The organism is Pseudoxanthomonas winnipegensis, from assembly GCF_030322905.1.
Lineage (GTDB): Bacteria > Pseudomonadota > Gammaproteobacteria > Xanthomonadales > Xanthomonadaceae > Pseudoxanthomonas_A > Pseudoxanthomonas_A winnipegensis.
In genome coordinates this window covers 3,130,225-3,150,485 of sequence record NZ_CP095475.1, presented here as the reverse complement: position 1 = coordinate 3,150,485, position 20,261 = coordinate 3,130,225, and the positions used below count along the sequence as shown (strand labels likewise).

16 protein-coding genes are annotated in these 20,261 nt (G+C 69.2%); 11 read left to right on the top strand and 5 right to left on the bottom strand.

Translation table 11 applies throughout. The features are described from left to right. Positions 1-19 precede the first annotated feature (19 nt). The 5 genes from MWN52_RS13915 to MWN52_RS13895 all read right to left on the bottom strand — a co-directional run bounded on the left by MWN52_RS13915 (position 20) and on the right by MWN52_RS13895 (position 7,750). Positions 20-1,984, bottom strand: coding sequence for an AsmA family protein (locus MWN52_RS13915; RefSeq protein WP_286575094.1), 1,965 nt, complete (start codon positions 1,982-1,984; stop codon positions 20-22). Between the two features lie 76 nt (positions 1,985-2,060). Next, positions 2,061-2,729 (bottom strand): PAQR family membrane homeostasis protein TrhA, encoded by a 669-nt coding sequence (gene trhA, locus MWN52_RS13910; protein WP_286575092.1) that lies wholly within the window; start codon positions 2,727-2,729, stop codon positions 2,061-2,063. A gap of 109 nt (positions 2,730-2,838) precedes the next feature. After that, entirely contained in the window at positions 2,839-4,443 is a 1,605-nt protein-coding gene (locus tag MWN52_RS13905; RefSeq protein ID WP_130524895.1) for a peptide chain release factor 3, read from the bottom strand. A 72-nt stretch (positions 4,444-4,515) separates the two neighbouring features. Further along, on the bottom strand, positions 4,516-5,160 hold the full coding sequence (locus tag MWN52_RS13900) for a hypothetical protein (protein ID WP_286575090.1): 645 nt from the start codon (positions 5,158-5,160) through the stop codon (positions 4,516-4,518). 121 nt (positions 5,161-5,281) lie between these two features. Then, positions 5,282-7,750 (bottom strand): penicillin-binding protein 1A, encoded by a 2,469-nt coding sequence (locus MWN52_RS13895; RefSeq protein WP_286575089.1) that lies wholly within the window; start codon positions 7,748-7,750, stop codon positions 5,282-5,284. Between the two features lie 225 nt (positions 7,751-7,975). Between MWN52_RS13895 and MWN52_RS13890 the strand changes: the two genes are divergently transcribed. The 11 genes from MWN52_RS13890 (at position 7,976) to MWN52_RS13840 (ending at position 20,169) form a co-directional block, all read left to right on the top strand. After that, the gene (locus tag MWN52_RS13890) at positions 7,976-9,034 is read left to right on the top strand and encodes a pilus assembly protein PilM (protein WP_130524892.1); all 1,059 of its coding nucleotides are present in this window, start codon (positions 7,976-7,978) and stop codon (positions 9,032-9,034) included. Beyond that, on the top strand, positions 9,034-9,747 hold the full coding sequence (locus MWN52_RS13885) for a PilN domain-containing protein (protein ID WP_286575087.1): 714 nt from the start codon (positions 9,034-9,036) through the stop codon (positions 9,745-9,747). The genes MWN52_RS13890 and MWN52_RS13885 overlap by 1 nt, the downstream gene beginning before the upstream one ends. Further along, positions 9,744-10,415 carry a type IV pilus inner membrane component PilO gene (locus tag MWN52_RS13880; protein WP_130535259.1) on the top strand — a complete coding sequence of 224 codons (672 nt, stop codon included), beginning with the start codon at positions 9,744-9,746 and terminating at the stop codon, positions 10,413-10,415. The genes MWN52_RS13885 and MWN52_RS13880 overlap by 4 nt, the downstream gene beginning before the upstream one ends. Beyond that, the gene (locus tag MWN52_RS13875; protein WP_286575085.1) at positions 10,412-10,951 is read left to right on the top strand and encodes a pilus assembly protein PilP; all 540 of its coding nucleotides are present in this window, start codon (positions 10,412-10,414) and stop codon (positions 10,949-10,951) included. Before MWN52_RS13880 ends, MWN52_RS13875 begins: the two co-directional genes overlap by 4 nt. A 14-nt stretch (positions 10,952-10,965) precedes the next feature. Beyond that, positions 10,966-12,876, top strand: a complete 1,911-nt coding sequence (locus MWN52_RS13870) for a type IV pilus secretin PilQ (RefSeq protein WP_286575084.1) — start codon at positions 10,966-10,968, stop codon at positions 12,874-12,876. Between the two features lie 210 nt (positions 12,877-13,086). Beyond that, positions 13,087-14,112 (top strand): AAA family ATPase, encoded by a 1,026-nt coding sequence (locus tag MWN52_RS13865; RefSeq protein ID WP_286575083.1) that lies wholly within the window; start codon positions 13,087-13,089, stop codon positions 14,110-14,112. Between the two features lie 112 nt (positions 14,113-14,224). Further along, complete coding sequence (locus MWN52_RS13860; protein ID WP_286575082.1) at positions 14,225-15,169, top strand: DUF58 domain-containing protein; 945 nt, start codon at positions 14,225-14,227, stop codon at positions 15,167-15,169. Then, a complete protein-coding gene (locus MWN52_RS13855; protein WP_286575081.1) occupies positions 15,166-15,624 on the top strand; it encodes a DUF4381 family protein in 459 nt (152 codons plus the stop codon). Before MWN52_RS13860 ends, MWN52_RS13855 begins: the two co-directional genes overlap by 4 nt. Next, a complete protein-coding gene (locus MWN52_RS13850) occupies positions 15,621-16,637 on the top strand; it encodes a vWA domain-containing protein (RefSeq protein ID WP_286575080.1) in 1,017 nt (338 codons plus the stop codon). Before MWN52_RS13855 ends, MWN52_RS13850 begins: the two co-directional genes overlap by 4 nt. Further along, entirely contained in the window at positions 16,634-18,415 is a 1,782-nt protein-coding gene (locus MWN52_RS13845; RefSeq protein WP_286575078.1) for a vWA domain-containing protein, read from the top strand. Before MWN52_RS13850 ends, MWN52_RS13845 begins: the two co-directional genes overlap by 4 nt. After that, on the top strand, positions 18,412-20,169 hold the full coding sequence (locus tag MWN52_RS13840; protein ID WP_286575077.1) for a BatD family protein: 1,758 nt from the start codon (positions 18,412-18,414) through the stop codon (positions 20,167-20,169). The genes MWN52_RS13845 and MWN52_RS13840 overlap by 4 nt, the downstream gene beginning before the upstream one ends. The last annotated feature ends 92 nt before the right edge of the window (positions 20,170-20,261 follow it).

Below are 20,261 nucleotides of genomic sequence, written 5' to 3'. Positions count from 1 at the left end.
GCAGGAATGACGGGGAGGCTTACTTGGCGTACTGGCCGCCGCAGTTGGCGTCTTCGCCGCCGCCCAGATCCAGGGTCGCCAGCAGCGCGGCCGGGGGCGCGATGCTGCCCAGCGCCAGGGCCACCGCGCCGCGCAGGCCCAGCTTCTTGAGGTCGGGGCGGAACGAGGGATCCTTGAAGGTGCCGCCGATATCCAGCGGCGTGCGGAAGCTCAGGATGCTGCGGTCCTTCGGCCGCGGCCGCAGCACCAGGTCCAGCGACTCATCCTTCAGATTGATCGTGCCCTCGCCGAGCACGAGGGTGTCGGTGGTGTCGAAGGCCATCGCGCGGGTCTGCATCAGGCCGTCCTTGATGCCGAAATCGGCGAACGCGCAGCGGATCGGCACCTGCTTGTTGCGGTCGAACAGATAGCCCAGCGACTGGGTCACATCCAGGCCGGCCAGTTCGACCAGCAGCTGCGGCAAATGCCCCTTGCCCATGCCCACGCCCAGCTGGCCGTTGGCGTTGGCCGCCATCTCGGCGATCGAGTTGCCGGTGGTGTCGATATCGATTCCGCCGCCGATGCGTCCGATCGCGTCCTGGGTGAGTTTGACGCTCGGGAACAGCTGGCCCAGGTTGAGCGTGCGCACCGCGATCTGGGCGCGGGTGCGGATCACGGGCTGGCGCGCGTCCATGCGGATGTTGGAGCGGATGTCGCCGCCGGCCACGCCGAAGTTCAGCGGCTGCAGCTGCAGCAATCCGTCGTCGAGCAGCAGGTGCGCGTCCATGTCGTCGATCGGCAGCTTGGGCGCATTGATGCGGGTCGCCTTCAGGCGCACGTCCGCATCCATCGCACGCAGCTTGGACAGGTTGTAGCGCTCCTGCGGCAGCACGCGCGGGCTGGCGGCGAGCTTGGCGGCCTGCGCTTCCTGCTTGGCGCTGCGCGTCTCGGCCGGTCCGCCCTTGGAGGGCGCATTGATGAACCCGGCCAGGTCGTCGAAATCCAAGCGCTTGGACACCAGATCGGCGTCCAGCTTCAGCCGCGGTCCACCGACGGTGACCGCGGCCGAACCGCCCAGATCGCTGTCGCCGACCTTGCCGGCGAACTTGTCGTAATGCCAGACATTGCCGGCGCGGGTCAGGGTGCCGTCGATCGCGTAGGGCGGCGTTTCCGGCAGGGCCACGCCGATCAGCGGATACAGGTCGGCCAGGTCCTGGCCGGACAGCGCCATGCGCAGGTCGAAGCCGCCCAGATGCAGCGGATCGATCAACGTGCCGCGTGCGTGTGCCTTGGTGGCGCCGGCGGCGGCGTTGAGGTCGATGCGGTACGGGCGCTCGGTCTGGGTGAGGTCAATCGGCGACTGGATCCGTCCTTTCAGCGTAAAGGCGTTGGCGCCCCAGCGGCCCGCGCCGGTGAGGTCGATCGGCGGCGCGCGGTACTGCGCGTCCGGCTTGCCGCTGCTGGCCTGCACACGCAGGTCGGTCTTGTTGGGCGGGTCGAGGTAGTGCAGGCGCAGCGCATCGACGATCACCGCGCCGAAGCGCACGTCCATGCCGCCGTCCTGCGAGGGCTCGTCGCGCTTGAAGTTCCAGTTGCCGCCGCCCTGCGCGGTGGTGCGATTCTGCAGCTCGACGACGGGCTGGGTGATGCGGATCGCGGGCAGCGAGACGTTACGGTGGAACAGCAGTTGCGGCACGTCCAGGTCCAGCTCCAGGTGCTGGACGGTCGCCATCTCCGGCGCGGTCTCGAGCGCCCAGTCCGCATTGGCAAGGCGCAGGCCGTCGGCGCGGATGGTGCTGATCCGGCCCAGATCCACGTCCAGGTTGCCGTCGATGTGGAAGGCGCGCCCAGTCTTGGCCGACACCGCGCGCTCGACCGGCCCTTTGAACCAGTTCCAGTCCCAGAAGATGATCAGCAGCACGATCAGCACTGCGACGATTCCCAGTGCGGTCAGCACGGGATGGGCGCGAACGAAGGGGCGCGGCGTGGTATCTGCGGGCGTCATGAGCCCTACTATCGGCAAGCCGGGTGTTCACGTGCCGCGAAGAGCGCGCCGCCGGCTCCGTCACGCGCAGGCGGTGTCAGCCGCCGTGATGCAGGCGCGGCACCAGCACCTGACCGGTGACGGCGACGAAGTGGCAGACGCTGCCGGCGAGCACGAACAGGTGCCAGATCGCGTGGAAATAGCGCACCGAATCACGCTGGTAGAAGTAGGTGCCCAGCGTGTAGAACAGCCCGCCGGCCAGCAGCCAGCCCAGCGTGAAGGCATCGACCGATTTGAGCAGCGGCTCGATCGCGACCACCACCAGCCAGCCCATGACCACGTAGACGATGGTCGAAAACAGCTTGAAGCGCCCTGTATAGAACAGCTTGAACACCACGCCGATCACGGCGATGGTCCAGATCGCCGCGAACAGGCCCCAGCCCCACGGCCCGCGCAGTCCGATCAGCGTGAATGGCGTGTAGGTGCCGGCGATCAGCAGATAGATCGCGCAGTGGTCGAAGATCTGCAGCCGCGCCTTGGCCATCGGGTGCTGGATGGCGTGGTAAAGCGTGGAGGCCACGTAGAGCAGCAGCAAGGTGCTGCTGAAGACGATCGCGGTGCCCAACTGCCAGGCGTCGCCGTAGAGCGCGCTCAGGGTGATCAGCACCGCGCCGCCGGCCAGCGCCGCCACCGCGCCCAACCCATGGGTCAGGGCGCTGGCGATCTCGTCACGCAGGTTGGTCTCAGGATGCGCCTGCAGAGCCATGCTGCGAACTTTATCGCACCGCGATGAGCATGGTGCGTCGCAGCAGTCACAGTGGCGCCCGCTGACCGGGACGGATTCAGCAAAACCGGACGCGCGCCGCGGGCTCGGCTCAGCCCGCGTCCAGCGCGTGGGCGTGCTCGCGGGTGGCCGAGAAGCGCACGTCCGGCGCGCGTTCCTGCGCCAGCTGCAGGTTGACCCGGGTCGGCGCCAGGTAGACCAGCTCGCCGGCCGCGTCGATGCCGAGATTCATCGCGTTCTTCTCGCGGAACTCCTCCAGCTTCTTCGGGTTGTCGCAATGCACCCAGCGCGCGGTGGTCACGCCGACCGGCTCGAAGATCGCATCGACGCCGTATTCGTCCTTCAGGCGATAGGCGACCACGTCGAACTGCAGCACGCCCACGGCCCCCAGGATCAGGTCGTTGCTCATCAGCGGGCGGAAGAACTGCGTGGCGCCTTCCTCGCTCAGCTGCGCCAGGCCCTTCTGCAGCTGCTTGAGCTTGAGCGGATCGCGCAGGCGCGCGCGGCGGAACAGTTCCGGGGCGAAGTTGGGAATGCCGGTGAAGCTCAGGCTTTCGCCTTCGGTGAAGGTGTCGCCGATGGAGATCGTGCCGTGGTTGTGGATACCGATCACATCGCCCGGATAGGCCTCGGCCGCGATCTCGCGGTCGGAGGCCATGAAGGTCAACGCGTTGGCCAGCTTCTGCTCCTTGCCGCTGCGCACGTGGAAGGCCTTCATGCCGGCCGAGAACCGGCCCGAGCACACGCGCATGAACGCCACGCGGTCGCGGTGCTGCGGGTCCATGTTCGCCTGGATCTTGAACACGAAGCCGGTCAGCTTGCTCTCGGTGGGTTCGACCTCGCGGCCGGTGGTGGCGCGCGGCTGCGGCGACGGCGCATGCTCGACGAAGAAGTCCAGCAGCGGCTGCACGCCGAAGTTGTTCACGCCCGAGCCGAAGAACACCGGTGTCTGCTGGCCGGCCAGGTACGCCTGCGGGTCGAAGCCGTGGCTGGCGCCCTGCACCAGCTCCAGTTCCTCGCGCAGGTCGGCGAGCATCTTCTCGCCGATCTTTTCGGCCAGGCCCGGCGCGTCCAGCGAGGCGAAGATGGTCGAATCCTGGCGGGTGAAGTTGCGACCGGGTTCGTACAGGTGCACCTCGCCGGTGAGCAGGTGGACCACGCCCTTCAGGCGCTGGCCCATGCCGATCGGCCAGGTCACCGGCGCGCACTGGATGCCCAGCACGGTCTCCACTTCGTCCAGCAGTTCGATCGGGTCCTTGCCCTCGCGATCGAGCTTGTTGATGAAGGTCATGATCGGCGTGTCGCGCAGGCGGCACACCTCCATCAGCTTGATCGTGCGCTCCTCCACGCCCTTGGCCACGTCGATGACCATCAGCGCCGAGTCCACCGCTGTCAGCACGCGGTAGGTGTCCTCGCCGAAGTCGGCGTGGCCCGGCGTGTCGAGCAGGTTGACGATCTTGTCCTCGTAGGGGAACTGCATCACCGAGGAGGTGACCGAAATGCCGCGCTCCTTTTCCAGTGCCATCCAGTCCGAGGTCGCATGGCGCGCGGCCTTGCGGCCCTTGACGCTGCCGGCCATCTGGATCGCGCCGCCGAACAGCAGCAGCTTCTCGGTCAGCGTGGTCTTGCCGGCGTCGGGGTGGGAAATGATGGCGAAGGTGCGGCGGCGCGCGGCTTCGCGGGACACATCGGACATGGTCGTCGCGCCCGGGCGGGCGCGCAGGGAATCGAAGGAGCCGGCAAGTATAGCGGGGCGGCCCCCCCGGCTTCAGCCGGCCTCGTAGCCGGCGATCTCTTCGCGGGCCAGCAGTGCCGCCACCTGGGCGGCCGAGGCGCGGTCCATCGGTGCTTCGTCCACCACCGACAGCGGCGCCTGGCGCAGTGCCTGGCGCGGCAGCACGGCGATGTCGAAGCTGATCCCGTCGGCGGCGAAGACCCACACGGTGACATCGGCATGGCGCTGGCGGTCCATGCGCAGCCGGCGCACGCGCGCGTCGGCCGGGATGCGGTGGTCTTCCAGGAAACGCGCCACCGCGTCCTCGTCGTCGCTGTGCAGATGCAGCTGCACCGGCGACTGGGCATCGGCCGTGCCGTCCAGGACCGGACCGACCAGGCGCGGGGCGAAGCCTGCGAAGAATTCCATCGCCTGCAGCGCCGCCTCGCGTCGCGCCCGCAGCATGCCGGCGTGATCGGGGCCAGCGAACAGGCGCTGGTACTCGCGCAGCGCCTCTTCGATCTCGCGGTTGCGCGGCAGCGAGGCATCGTCGGAGATGCCCAGCCGGCTGGCCGCCTTGAGCTTGGCCTGGCGGTAATCGCGGATGCCGCTCTCGGCGATCAGCCGCGCGGCCTCGTGGGCCAGGCGGCGGCGCCGTTCCGCGGTCTGGGTCTGCGCGTGCTGGCGAGCGTGATGCATGGCGGACCCCTCAGGTTTTGTGGCCTGAGTGTGGAGCAGCGAGGAGTGAGTGGGAAGTGACTGGCCGTGCGCCTTCACCTTCGCTCGCTGCTCGCTTCCTCCGCGCTCGACCAACCCTGCCTCAGAAGATGTCGAACGCCGCCTCGTCGGTCGCGTTCTGATCCTGCAGGCTGTCCTCGCCCTGCATCCGCTCCAGGTCCTCGACCTTGATCCACTCGGTCGCGCCGTTGCGGCTGACCTGGACCATGCCCTCGGGCGGGTCGTTGGGCGTGATCGGCTTGTCCTTCAGTGCTACGCGCATGTAGTCGATCCAGATCGGCAGCGCGGCCTTGCCCCCGTACTCGCGGTAGCCCAGCGAGCGGAAGTTGTCCTTGCCGACCCAGACCGTGGTCACGTACGGCCCGGCGAAGCCGGAGAACCACGCGTCGCGATGGTCGTTGGTCGAGCCGGTCTTGCCGGCCGTGTCCGCGCGGCCGAGCACCTTGGCGGCCGTGCCGGTGCCGCGCTGGACCACGTCGCGCATCATCGAGACCAACTGGTAGGCGGTGCGTTCGTCGATGGCGCGCGGTGCCACGTTGGTGCCCGGCGGCGGCGCCTGCTCGTCGGCCGGCTCGGCCTTGGAGGTCGCCAGCGGTTCGGCCTTGGCCTGCGTGTCCTGGGCCGGTCCGAAATTGAAGCCGTCCACCACCTGGCTGGGGGCCGGCGCGTTGGCGCCGTGACGGCCGCAGCTTCGGCAGGCCACGACCGGGTTCTCCTTGAACACGACCTTGCCGTCGCGGTCCTTGACCTCGTCGATCAGCCAGGGCGTGACCAGCGAGCCGCCGTTGGCCAGCACCGCATAACCGCGCGCCACAGACATCGGCGTCAGCGAGGCCGAACCCAGCGCCATGGACAGATTGGGCGGCAGCTCGGCCTCGTCGAAGCCGAACTGGGCGATGAACTTGCGTGCGAAATCCACGCCGATCGCATCCAGCAGCCGCACCGAGACCAGGTTCTTGGACTTCACCAGCGCCTCGCGCAGGCGCATGGGGCCGTCGAACTTGCCGTCGTCGTTGCCCGGACGCCAGACATGACCGCGCCGGTCGCGGAACACCACCGGTGCGTCCAGCACGATCGACAGCGGGTTGAAGCCCTTCTCGAACGCGGCCGAATACAGGAACGGCTTGAAGCTTGAGCCCGGCTGGCGCCGCGCCTGGGTGGCGCGGTTGAACTTGTTGGCCGCGAAGCTGAAGCCGCCGACCAGCGCGCGGATCGCGCCACTGTTGGCGTCCAGCGACACCAGCGCCGACTGCGCTTGCGGCAGCTGGTCCAGCGTGTAGAGGTACTCGGGCTTGGCCTCGGTCGCGGTCTTGGTCTTGTCCTCGGCGTCCTTGTCCTTGCGCTCGGCGCCGATACGGACCAGATCGCCCCGCTGCAGCAGGCGGCCGGGCGTCTTGCCGGTCCAGCGGCTGGCGCTGGGGCCGAGCACGATCTGCTGCGCGTCGCGGGTCACCACCGTGGCGGTGTCGCCGCTGGTGGAGGCGACGATCACCGGATCCAGCCCGCCCTCGGACACGATTCCGGCCAGGTGCGCGGCCAGCGATTCGGCGTCGGCATCGCCGGTCACCTCGAAATGCTTCTCCGCGCCGCGCCAGCCGTGGCGATGATCGTAGGTCGCCAGGCCCGTCCGCACCGCCTGGTCGGCGGCCGGCTGCAGCACCGGATCGACCGTGGTGGTGACGTGGTAGCCCTTGTCCAGCACCTCGCCGCCGAACTTGGCCACCATTTCCTGGCGGACCATCTCGGCCACGTAGGGCGCATAGACGTCGATCGGGCGCTCGTGCGGCGCGGCGTGCGGCTGCTCGGCCTTGGCCGCGGCCGCCTCGCTCGCGCTGATGTAATGGTCTTCCAGCATCCGGTCGATCACGTAGACGCTGCGCTGGTGGTTGCGCTCCGGGTTGCTGATCGGATTGCCGCTGGAGGGGAACTTCAGCGAACTCACCAGCGTGGCCGCCTCGCCCAGTGTCAGCTGGTCCAGCGTCTTGCCGTAATAGAACTCCGCCGCCGCCGCCACACCGTAGGAGCGGTTGCCGAAGAAACTCTTGTTGAGGTACAGCTCCAGGATCTGGTCCTTGGTGAGCATCCGCTCGATGCGCATGGCCAGCATCATTTCGGCCAGCTTGCGGGTGTAGCTGTATTCGTTGCTCAGGAAGAACTGGCGCGCCACCTGCTGGGTGATGGTGCTGCCGCCGGCCACGCGACCGTCCTTGGTCAGCGTCTGCCAGACCGCACGCGAGATGCCGGTCGGGTCGATGCCGCCATGTTCGTAGAAGTTCGAGTCCTCAGCGGCCACGAACGCGCGCTGGACGTTGACCGGCACCTTGCTGATGTCGACCGGGTAGCGGCGGGTCTCGCCAAAGATTCCGATCAGGCTGCCGTCATTGGCATAGACGTACATCGGCTCCTGCAGCTGCACGTCGCGCAGCGACTGGATCGAAGGCAGCTTGGAGGAGATGGAGTAGTAGAAGAAGCCCAGGACGACGGCTCCCACCAGGGCGCCAGCCAGGCACAACAGCAGCGCCCAGCGGAGCAGGCGGCGGAAACGGGACATCGGGAGACTTCCGATTGCACAATTCGTGGCGCCGGAGTATAGATGAGTCGGAAGCGGGGACCGGCTTCCTGGGGGGAAACAAGTACTTGGGGGAAATCCTTAGCAAAAAGCGGCAACCCGTCACGGGAGGCCTTGTGGTCCTTGCAAGTTGTAAAAAATTCATTACTAATGTGAGGGCTGGCTGAACTAGCCCGTTGTGGTTTTCCGGTCGGAAGGGGATACACCGTGGGGCTCATCCCAAAAAGCCAATCTGCGCTGCTCGGCGTGGATATCAGCTCGACTGCGGTCAAGCTGCTCCAGCTCACGCGCGTGGGAAACCGCTTCCGCGTGGAGCATTACGCCGTCGAGCCGCTGCCTCCCAACGCGGTGGTCGAGAAGAACATCGTCGAAGTCGAGGCGGTGGGCGAGGCGATCCGCCGCGCCGTGACCCGCGCCGGCACCAAGGTCAAGAACGCCGCCGCGGCCGTGGCCGGTTCGGCGGTGATCACCAAGATCATTCCCATGCCCGCCGATCTGGACGAGGACGACCTGGAAGCCCAGATCGAGCTCGAGGCGGTCAACTACATCCCGTATCCGATCGAGGAAGTGAATCTGGACTTCGAGGTCCTGGGCCCCATGCCCGGCAACCCGGAGATGGTCCAGGTCCTGCTGGCCGCCTCGCGTTCGGAGAACGTCGAGCTGCGCCAGTCCGCGCTTGAGCTGGGCGGGCTGACCGCCAAGGTGATGGACGTGGAGGCCTTCGCGGTCGAAAACGCCTTCGCCCTGCTGGCGGGCGAGCTGCCGGTCCCGCATGACGGCGTTGTCGCGCTGGTGGACATCGGCGCGACCATGACCACGCTCAACGTCATCCGCAGCGGCCGCAGCCTCTACAGCCGCGAGCAGGTCTTCGGCGGCAAACAGCTGACCGACGAGGTGATGCGCCGCTACGGGCTCACCTACGAGGAGGCCGGCATGGCCAAGCGCCAGGGCGGCCTGCCGGAAAGCTACGAGATCGAAGTGCTCGAGCCGTTCAAGGAAGCCACGGTCCAGCAGGTCAGCCGCCTGCTGCAGTTCTTCTATGCCGGCAGCGAATTCAACCGCGTCGACCAGATCGTGTTGGCCGGCGGCTGCGCCGCCCTGGCCGGCCTGCCGGAAATGGTCGAGGAGCAGCTCGGTGTGCCGACCATCGTGGCCAATCCGCTGGCGCAGATGACGCTGGGTCCGAAGGTGCAGGCGCATGCGCTGGCCCAGGACGCGCCGGCGTTGATGATCGCCACCGGCCTGGCGCTGCGGAGCTTCGACTGATGGCAAAGATCAACTTGCTCCCGTGGCGCGCCGAGCGCCGCGCGCAACGCCAGAAAGAGTTCTACGGCATGCTGGGCGTGGCCGCGGCCATCTCGGTGCTGCTGGCGCTCTTCATCTGGTTCTACTACAACGGCCAGATCGACGGCCAGAACGAACGCAACGCCTTCCTGCAGGGCGAGATCGCCAAGGTCGACGCGCAGATCACCGAGATCAATGCGCTGGACAAGCAGAAAGACCGCCTGCTTGCCCGCAAGAAGGTCATCGAGGAGCTGCAGGCCAACCGCTCGCAGATGGTGCACCTGTTCGATTCGCTGGTGCGCACCATTCCCGACGGCGTGGTCCTGACCAGCATCAAGCAGGAGGGCAATGTCCTCACGCTGCAGGGGCGCTCGCAGTCCAATGCGCGGGTCAGTACCTACATGCGCAACCTCGAAGGCTCGGGCTGGATGACCAAGCCGGACCTGTCGGTGATCGAGGCCAAGGCCGCCGAAGGCCAGGGCCAGAGCGCGCCCGTCTCGGTGGTCGGACGGGCGCTTCCCTACATGTTCAGCCTCAAGGTCGAACTGGCGAATCCGGCCGATCCCGGCACCGCGCCCGCGGCTGATCCGGCGACCGCGCCCGCCGCCGCTCCGGCCGGTGCCGCGACGCCGGCGACCAGTCAGCCGCCGCAGGCCACCACGCCGCCGCAGACCCAGGGGAGCCCGGCGTCATGAGCCAGAAGAAGATCAAGATCAGCGAGCTGGACTTCAACAACATCGGCGGCTGGCCGCGGAACTACAAGATCGGGTTCTGCGTGCTGCTGGGTGCCCTGGTGCTGATCCTGGCCTATCTGCTCGTGTTCCGCGGGCAGGCCGAGGAGCTGGAAGGACTGGAGAGTCAGGAGGCCACCCTGCGCTCGGAGTTCGAGCAGAAGGCCGGCCGCGCCGCCAATCTGCAGCCGCTCAAGCAGCAGCTGGCGCAGATGGAGCAGGTGCTGCAGCAGATGCTGCGCCAGCTGCCCAGCAAGACCGAGATGCCCGACCTGATCGTCGACATTTCGCAGACCGCGCTGTCCAGCGGACTGACCAACGAGCTGTTCCAGCCCGGTGAGGAGTCGCAGAAGGAGTTCTACGCCGAGAAGCCGATCGCCTTGCGCATGGTGGGTAGCTATCACCAGTTCGGCGCCTTCGTCAGCGGCGTGGCGTCGCTGCCGCGCGTGGTCATCCTGACCATGCACGACATCTCCCTGCAGCCGGTGGATCCCAAGCAGGGCATCGCCAACGGCAATCTCGAGCTGTCGGGTACGGTCAAGACCTATCGCTACCTCGACGAGGAAGAGACCGCCGCGCAGGAGAAGGCTGCTGCGGCGGCTGGCACGCAACCTGCTGGGGCCACGCCATGACCCGGATCCCTTCCGCTCGTTCCCGTCTCCTGCTCGCAGGCCTGGCCCTGTTGGCCTTGTCCGGCTGCTCGCGCAGCATCACCAGTACGCCCGGCGATGCGCCGAATCTGCAGAACTGGGTCAACGACGTGCGTGCCCGTCCGGCGCCGCCGCTGGAGCCGCTGCCGGTGATGCAGCAGTTCGAGACTTTCGAGTACGCGGCCCAGAACCTGCGCGATCCGTTCAGCACCGCCTGGACCACGTCCGATGCCGGCAGCGGCTTGCGACCGGATCCGAACCGGCGCAAGGAAACGCTGGAGCAGTACCCGCTGGACAGCCTGAAGATGGTCGGCACCATCGGCAGCGGTTCGAACATCGTCGGGCTGGTGATGGCGCCGGACAAGGTGACCTATCGCGTCTCGCCCGGTGCCTACCTGGGGCAGAACGATGGGCGCATCACCGATGTCCAGCCCGACCGCATCAACCTCGTAGAACTGGTGTCTGACGGCGCCGGTGGCTGGCTGGAGCGTCCGGCGGCCGTGACGCTAGACCAATGATTAGGGGATACACGATGACCGCTTCCAACGCTCATGGCCTGCGTCCCCTGCGGCGACTGGCCGCCCACCGGTGGGGTGCACTGGTGCTGGCGATCGCGCTCGCCTCGGGCAGCGCGCCCGTGCTGGCCGCCGCCGCGGCGCCGGCCGGCGCCGCCCAGGCCGCGCCGGTCCAGGTGTCCGACGTCGACTTCCGTCGCAGCGAGGACGGCGCCGGGCGCCTGATCCTCAAGTTCGACCGCAAGGGCGCGGTGCCGGATCTGCGCACCGACAACGGCAAGGTCATCATCGACATGGCCAACGTCACCCTGCCGGCCTCCCTGCAGAGGCCGATGAATGTCACCGATTTCGCCACGCCGGTGCAGCGCATCGACGCGCATGCCTCGGGCAAGGGCGCGCAGCTGGTGCTCGACACCCGCGGGACCGTGGAGTCGCTGGCCTACCAGACCGAAGACCAATACGTGGTCGAGATCAGCCAGAAGTCCGGCAAGCCCGCGATGGGCGCCGCGGCCCAAGGCACCGGCGCCTCGCAGCTGGCCGCTGGCGGGGTCAAGCCGTATGTGGGCAAGCCGGTGACCTTCAACTTCCAGGACGTGCCGGTGCGCACCGTCCTGCAGCTGATCGCCGAGGAGTCCAACCTCAACATCGTCGCCTCCGACACCGTCCAGGGCAGCGTGACCCTGCGCCTGGTCAATGTGCCGTGGGATCAGGCGCTGGATATCGTCCTGCGCGCCAAGGGGCTGGACAAGCGCCGCGACGGCAACGTGGTCTGGGTGGCGCCGCAGCCCGAGCTGGCCAAGTTCGAGCAGGACAAGGAAGACGCGCGTATCGCGATCGAGAATCGCGAGGATCTGATCACCGACTACGTGCAGATCAACTACCACAGCGCGACTGAGATCTATAAGGCGCTGACTGAGGCCAAGGGCATCGGCAGTCAGAACGGTGGTGGCAGCGGCCAGAGCACTCAGGAGAACGGCTTTCTCTCCTCGCGTGGTCGTCTTGTCGCCGACGAGCGTACCAATACGCTCATGATCAGCGACATCCCGAAGAAGGTCGCGTCGATGCGCGAGCTGATCGCCGTGATCGATCGACCAGTGGATCAGGTGTTGATCGAGGCGCGCATCGTGGTGGCGAGCGACACGTTTGCGCGCGACCTCGGTGCTCGCTTTGGCGTCATCGGCGGCACCGGAAGAGGAATCCTCAGTGGATCCCTGGACAGTAACGTCAATTATCTGAACACCTCGGCGCAGCAACGGAATGAGCTCGCCAACTCTGGTACGAGCACAACGCTGCCGTCCCATCTGTTCCCCACTGGGCTGAACGTCAATATGCCGGCGGGGACGTTCACGAATGGGACGGCCAGCAGCATTGCTTACACTTTGCTGGGCACGAACTTCAACCTTGATCTGGAGTTGTCGGCGTTGCAGGAAGAAGGCCGCGGCGAGGTAGTCTCCAACCCGCGCATCATCACGGCCAACCAGCGTGAAGGCGACATCAAGCAGGGTACGGAAATCGGCTATGTCACGATCACTGGTGGCACGGCGGGTACGGCGGCCACGCCCAATGTGCAGTTCAAGGAAGCGCTGTTGGAGCTGAAGGTCACGCCGACCATCACGCACGATGGACGCATCTTCTTGAACATGTTCGTTAAGAAAGACGACGTGGCTGAGTACATCACGCTGGCTGGATACGGCACAGTTCCGACCCTCAACCGCCGCGAGATCAATACCGCCGTGCTGGTCGAGGACGGTCAGACCGTCGTCATCGGTGGTGTGTATGAGTTCACCGATCGTGCATCGGTCTCGAAGGTGCCGTTCCTGGCCGACATCCCCTTCCTGGGCAACCTGTTCAAGAAGCAGGGCAAGGAAAAGAACAAGGCCGAGCTGCTGATCTTCGTGACACCGAAGGTGATCGCGGTCCGCCAGTAAGCAGGTTCGTAGTGATGAGGAAAACGGGGCCGATCGGCCCCGTTTTCGCGTTGGTGTCTTGTGCGCACTCACAAGTGGGGCGGTAGCTGCGCCGCCCGGCGGATGATGGCGCTTCGCTGAACGCGAGGCCCAAGGTAAGGTGGGGCGCGGAACCCTTTCGATGAGGCCCGGTCGAAACGACGCGCCTGATCTCCACCATGAGAGCCCGTAATGGAACAGTCCCAAAACCTCCAGCCACCCGCGCCTCCCGTCGCGCCTGCGTCCGATGGCCGCCTGCGCGAGGCCTTCATGGCGCTGCGCGGCTCGCTGTCGGCAACCATCGTGGGACAGCAGTTGCTGGTGGACCGGTTGTTGATCGCGCTGTTGGCCGACGGCCATCTGCTGGTCGAAGGCGCGCCCGGTTTGGCCAAGACCATGGCGGTGCGTGCGCTGGCGGCGCGCATGGAGGCGGGCTTCGCGCGCGTGCAGTTCACGCCCGACCTGCTGCCGGCCGATCTGACCGGGACCGAGGTATGGCGGCCGCAGGATGGGCGCTTCGAGTTCCAGGCCGGGCCGATCTTCCATCCGATCCTGCTGGCCGACGAGATCAACCGTGCGCCGGCCAAGGTGCAGTCGGCGCTGCTGGAGGCCATGGGCGAACGCCAGGTCACAGTGGGCCGACACACCTATCCGCTGCCCTCGCTGTTCCTGGTCATGGCCACGCAGAACCCGATCGAGCAGGAGGGGACCTTCCCGTTGCCCGAGGCGCAGCTGGACCGCTTCCTGATGCACGTGAAGATCGGCTATCCCGAAGCGGCGGCCGAGTCGGAGATCCTGCGCCTGGCGCGTGAGCGCGCCCGTGATGCGTTGGCGCCGGTGGCCGAGCCGTTGCAGCAGATGCCGCTGGAGGATGTGTTCGCGGCGCGGCGCGAAGTGCTGGACCTGCACATGGCGCCGGCGCTGGAGGGCTACCTGATCGAGCTGGTGCTGGCCTCGCGCGATGCCGCGCGCTACGACGCCGCGCTGGGACGACGCATCGCCTGGGGCGCCAGCCCGCGCGGTTCGATCGCGCTGGAGCGCTGCGCGCGTGCGCATGCCTGGCTGGCCGGGCGCGACTTCGTCACCCCGGAGGACGTGCGGGCCGTGGCCGGCGATGTGCTGCGCCACCGCGTCCTGCCCAGCTACGAGGCCACGGCCGAAGGCTGGGACGGCGGTCGGCTGGTCGAGGCCCTGATTGAACGGGTGCCCCTGCCTTGAGTCGTAGGTTGGAACAGGCGAGCTACACGATGATCCCTCACCGTCGAACCAAGCTTGCAGGCGCGCTGCGTCGCATGCCTTCGGTGCGCCCGCATTGGCAGGTGCCACCGTCATGAGCGCGGTTCCCACCTCGCACGCCGATCCGGATCCCGCTGCGGTCAACGACGGCCTGCGCCCCACACTGACCGAACTGGTGCAGCTGCGTGCGCTGGCGCAGCGGCGCCCGGCCGCGCGTCGCGGCAGCCACCATCTCAGCGGCCCGGCCGCTTCGCCGCTGCGCGGGCGCGGAATGGAATATGCCGAGTCGCGCGAATACGTCGCCGGCGACGACGCGCGTCATATCGACTGGCGCCTGACCGCGCGCAGCGGCAAGCCGCACACCAAGCTGTTCCAGGCCGAACGCGAGCGGCTGACCCTGATCGTGGCCGATACCGCGGCGACGCTGTACTTCGGCACGCGTGTGCGCTTCAAGTCGGTGCAGGCCGCGCGCGCCGGCGCATTGGCGGCCTGGGCCGCGGTGGCCGACGGCGATCGCGTCGCGGTCCTGCGCGGGGCGGGGCGCGAGCCGTCCCTGCCGCCGGCCTCGGGCACGCGCGGTGCGCTGCGCACGCTCGACGCGCTGACCCGCTGGTATGCGCAGCCGCCGGAGGACGACCAGGGCCTGGCCGTGGCGCTCGAGCACGCCCAGCGCGTGCTGCGCCCCGGCTCGCGGCTGGTGATGCTGGCCGATCCGCGCAGCGTGGCGCAGATCCCCGAGCTGCGCTGGCCGTCGCTGGCGGCGCGCTGCGAGGTCATCGTGCTGCTGATGACCGATGCGCTGGAGCAGGCGCCGCCGCGGGCGTCGCTGCCGTTCCAGAGCGGCGAGCATCGGGTCGAATTGGACCTGGCCAATACCGCGCAGCGACAGCGCTGGGGCCGGGAATTCGTCCAGCCCCTGCATGCGGCGCTGGCGCAGCTGCCTACCCGTGGCGTGCGCGCTATGGCGCTGCGCGCCGATGCGCCCAGCGATGCGTGGCTGTCGCTGCTGGCGCGCGCCACCGCTCCGGCGACCGCATGAGCACGCCCGCGCCCCTGGTGCTGCGCGATGTGCACGTGCCGCCGGCGCCGGCCTGGTGGCCGCCGGCCCCCGGCTGGTGGCTGGTGCTGCTGGCCGTCGCGGTGCTGGTGGCGGTGCCGCTGCTGTGGCGCGCGCGGCGTCGCCGGCGGCGGGCGCGCTGGTTGCGGCTGTTCGAGGCCGAGTGTCACAGCGCGCTGCCGCCGCCGGAGCAGGTCGCGGCCGCCTCGCAGCTGCTGCGCCGCGCCGCGCGCCGGGTCGATCCGCGCGCCGATCGTTTGCAGGGTGCGGCCTGGCTGCAGTTCCTGGATGGTCCGAAGGGACATGCCTTCAGCGAGGACGTCGGTGCGCTGCTGCTCGACGGTGGCTATCGCCCGCGCGTGGATCCGCGGCAGATGGAGGCGCTGCGTGCGCTGGCCGCGACGCGCTTCGTGCAGCTGATGGAGGGCCGCCGATGAGCCTCCTGGCGCAGTGGATGCACGATGTCAGGCTGCTCTTCGGCGGCTTCGCCTGGCCTTGGATGTGGCTGGCGCTGCCGCTGCCGTGGCTGGTGACCTGGCTGCTGCCAGCGGTGCGCAGCCAGTCGCCGGCGCTGCGCGTGCCTTATGGCGATGCGCTGGACGGTATCGCGGTCAGCGCGGCCACCGCGCGGCGGTTCGGCATCAACTGGCTGGCCGCGCTTGCCTGGCTGCTGCTGTGCGCGGCGGCCGCGCGGCCGCAGCAGCTGGGCGAGGCGGTCACGCCGCCGCAGACCGGGCGCGATCTGATGCTGGCCGTCGACCTGTCCGGCAGCATGCGCGAGACCGACATGGAGCTGGGCGGCACCCCGGTCGACCGGCTCACCGCGGCCAAGGCGGTGCTGGCCGACTTCCTCGACCGCCGCGTGGGCGACCGCGTCGGCCTGCTGGTGTTCGGCAACCGCGCCTATGCGGTGGCGCCGCTGACGCTGGACCGCGATTCGGTGCGCGATCAGCTGCGCGACACGGTCAGCGGGCTGGCCGGGCGCGAGACGGCGATCGGCGACGCCATTGGCCTTGCGGTCAAGCGCCTGGCCGCACAGCCCAAGGGCCAGCGCGTGCTGATCCTGCTCACCGACGGCGTCAGCAACGCCGGCGCGCTGGATCCGGACAAGGCGGCCGAACTGGCCGCGCGCGAAGGCGTGCGCATCCACACCATCGCCTTCGGCGGCGGCGGGGGACTGTCGGTGTTCGGCATGCGCGTGGGGCTGCAGGGCCAGGACGATATCGACGAGGACGGCCTGCGCCGCATCGCCCAGGCCACCGGCGGGCGCTTCTTCCGCGCCCGCGACACGCAGGAGCTGGCCGGCATCTATTCGGAACTGGACAAGATCGAGCCGATCTCGCGCCCGGGTCGCGCGGTGCAGCCGCGCATCGAGCGCTATCCGGTGCCGCTGGCGCTCGCGCTGGGTCTGGGCGTGCTGGCGCTGGCTTGGCGAGGGCTGCGGGCATGAGTGCGTTGGTGCAGGCCATGGCGGATTTTCATTTCCTGCGGCCGTGGTGGCTGCTGGCCCTGATCGCGCTGCCTGGCCTGTGGTGGCTGTGGCGGCGACGCCAGCAGCGCGCCAACGCGTGGCGCGGCCTGGTCGATCAGCATCTGCTGGTGCATCTGCAGGTCGGCGGCGGCCGCGCCCAGGTGCTGGGATTGGTCGGCATTGTGCTGGCCTGGGTGCTGGCGACGCTGGCCCTGGCCGGCCCGAGCTGGCAGCGCAGCGAACAGCCGCTGTGGCAGACCCGCGCGCCGCTGGTGGTGGCGCTGGACCTGTCGGGCTCGATCGCCGCCAACGACCTGCCGCCCTCGCGCCTGCTGCAGGCGCGCGCCAAGCTGGCCACGCTGCTGCGCGAACGCGTCGGCGGTCAGGTCGCGCTGGTGGCCTACGCGGGCGAGCCGTTCACCGTAGCGCCGCTGACCGACGATGCGGCCAATGTGGCGCTGTTCCTGGACGCGCTGGACCCGGCGATCATGCCGGTGGACGGCAGCGATGCGCGTCGGGCGATCCTCTGGTCCGAAGAGCTGCTGCAACGCGCCGGGTTTGACCGCGGCCAGATCCTGCTGCTGACCGATCACGCCGATCCGGCTGCCGACGGTGCCGCCAAGCGCGCCCGCGACGCCGGCTTCAGCGTCTCGGTGCTGGGCCTGGGAACGCCGGCGGGTGCGGCCTATCGTCAGGCCGATGGCCAGTTCGGCCGCGCCCAGCTGGATGCGGCCTCGCTGCAGCGGCTGGCGACGGCCGGCGGCGGGCGCTTTGAGGTGCTGCGCACCGACGATGCCGACCTGCGCGCGCTGGGCGTGCTCGACCCGCAAGCCGAAGACGCCAGCGCCGCCCGCGGCGAAAAGGGCAGCGCCTGGCTGGATCAGGGCTACTGGCTGCTGCCGGCGCTGATGCTGCTGGTGCTGCTGGCGTTCCGCCGCGGCGGCGTGCTGGCCGCGCTGGCGCTGTGCGTGGTGCTGCCGATGGCCCAGCCCGCGCAGGCGATGGACTGGTGGAAGCGCGCCGATCAGCAGGCGCAGGATCGCATCGAGCAGGGCGCCAAGGCCTACCGCGGCGGCGACTACGCCGCGGCCACCAAGGACTTCACCGGTCTGGCCTCGGCCGACGGCCTGTACAACCTCGGCAACGCGCTGGCCAAGCAGGGCAAGTACGACGAGGCGATCGCCGCCTACGACAAGGCGCTCCAGCGCCAGCCGGGGATGGAAGACGCCATCGCCAACCGCGCCGCGGTCGAGGCCGCGCGCAAGCGGCAGCCGCCGGCCGGTGGTCAGGGCGGGCAGGGCGGCGACCAGGGCAAGCAGCCCCCTGAGCAGAAGTCTGGCCAGCAGCAGTCGTCCGGCGGCAAGCAGGACGACAAGCCGGGCCAGGATCAGCAGGACAAGCAGCAGCAAGACAAGCAGCAGCAGGACAAGCAGCAGGACAAGCAGGACGCGGACAAGGGCGCGAAGAACCCGTCCGGCGACGCCAAGTCCGAGCCACCCAAGTCGGCCGCCGAACAGCAGCGCGAGCAGCAGGCCGCCGACGCGGCCCAGCGCGAACGCATGCAGCAGGCCATGCAGCAGCAGGCCGGCCAGGGCGCGCAGCAGGAGCCGACCCAGGCCAAGCCGGAAACCGCGGCCGAGCGCGAGCAGCGCCAAGCCATCGAAGCCTGGCTGCGCCGCGTGCCGGACGATCCGGGTGGCCTGCTGCGCGCCAAGTTCCAGCTCGAGTACCAGCGTCGCCAGAGGGAAGGACAATGATGCAGCCGGCCGCCTCCACATCGACGCAGCGCAGGCGCGCGCCGTCGCGGTTCGTCGCGACCGCGTGGCTGGCGCTGCTCCTGCTGGCCTGGACGCTGCCCGCGCTGGCGCAGACGCGCGCCTGGCTGGACCGCTCGCGCACGGCGATGGGCCAGCCGGTGGTGCTGAGCATCGAAAGCGACCAGGACATCGGTCAGCCCGACCTGAGCCCGCTGCAGCGCGACTTCTCGGTGGTCGACACCTCCTCCAGCCGCCAGATGCAGATGGTCAACGGCCGCATCTCGCGCTCGGTCGTGCTGGCCATCACCCTGCAGCCGCGTCGCACCGGTGAGCTGACCGTGCCGGCGCTGGAGGTCAACGGCCAGCGCACGCCCGCGCTGGGCCTTCGCGTCACCGATGCACCCGTCGCCCAGCCCGGCAGCAGCAACGCCTATGTCGAGACCCAGGTCGACGACCCGACGCCTTACGTGCAGCAGACCGTCGGCGTGACCCTGCGCCTGTTCTACGCGGTGCCGCTGGTCTCCGGGCAACTGGACCTCGATGCGCCGCAGGGCACCTCGCTGCAGCGCGTGGGCGAGGACGTGCAGTCCACGCGCGAGGTCAATGGGCGTCGCTACAACGTGGTCGAACGCCACTTCCTGCTGGTGCCCGACCGCAGCGGCGACCTGCAGCTGCCGGCCGCGCGCTTCATCGGCCGCGCCGCCGGCGGTGGCGGCTTCTTCGACAGCATGCTGGGCATGGGCCAGCGCAGCGAGCTGAGCGCGTTCGGTCAGGCCCTGACCCTGCACGTGCAGCCGCAGCCGGCCAACGCCCCGCAGCCGTGGCTGCCGCTGGCCGACCTGCGCCTGCGCTATGCCAGCGCGCCGCGCGAGCTCAAGGCCGGCCAGGCCAGCAGCTTCGTGGTCGAGGCGGTGGCGCGCGGCGCCACCCGTGCGCAGCTGCCGGACCTGCCCACGCCGAACGTGGACGGCGCGCAGGTGTTCGCCGAGCCGGCGCAGTACGAGGACAGCTTCGACGGCGCCACGCCGGTGGTGAAGATCACCCGGCGCTATTCGATCGTGCCCAACGGCGCCGGCCGGCTGACGCTGCCCGGCATCAAGCTGGACTGGTGGGACGTCAAGGCCGATGCGGCCAGGACCGCGGCGCTGCCGGACATGCAGCTGGAGGTCGCCGCCGGGTCTGGCAGCTTCGCCAACGCGACCTTGCCCGCGCCCGCGCCGGCCGCGGAGGTCCCCGCGCCGCAGGCGCCGAGCGACGGCGCGCTGCCGGCCACGGCCGTCGGCGCCGGGTCGGTGGCTGGCCGCCTGTGGCCGTGGATCGCGCTGACCGCGGCGTTCGGCCTGCTGTGGCTGGGCACGCTGGTGTGGTTCCTGCGCCGGCCGTGGCGTGCGCCTGCGTCGGCCCCGGCCCGCGCGGCGGGCGCCGCCACGGCGGCCCCGGCACCGCGGGCGCGCCATGGCCTGCCGGACCTGCGCCGTGCGCTGGACACCGGCACGCTGGACGAGGTCGGCGAGATCCTGATCGGCATGGCCGCACCGCCGGCGCGGGATCTGGACGCGGTCTCCGCCCAATTGGCCGACCCGGCGCAGCGGCAGGCGATCGACGCGCTGCGCCGCGCACGCTGGGCCGACGGCGATGGCGCCCAGGCGCGTGCGCTGCTGCGTCAGGCCTTCGCCAGCGGGCCGACCTGGCGCGTGCCGGCGGGCCCGTCCGCGCAGGGCGAGGCGCTGGCGCCGCTGTATCCGAAGCGCTGAGCGGGTCTTACGGCCAGGCACGGCCTGGCTGTCAGTTCGGTCATTCTCTTTCCCTGCCGTCGCAGGCGGGCGCGGGGCCTTGCTAGAGTGGC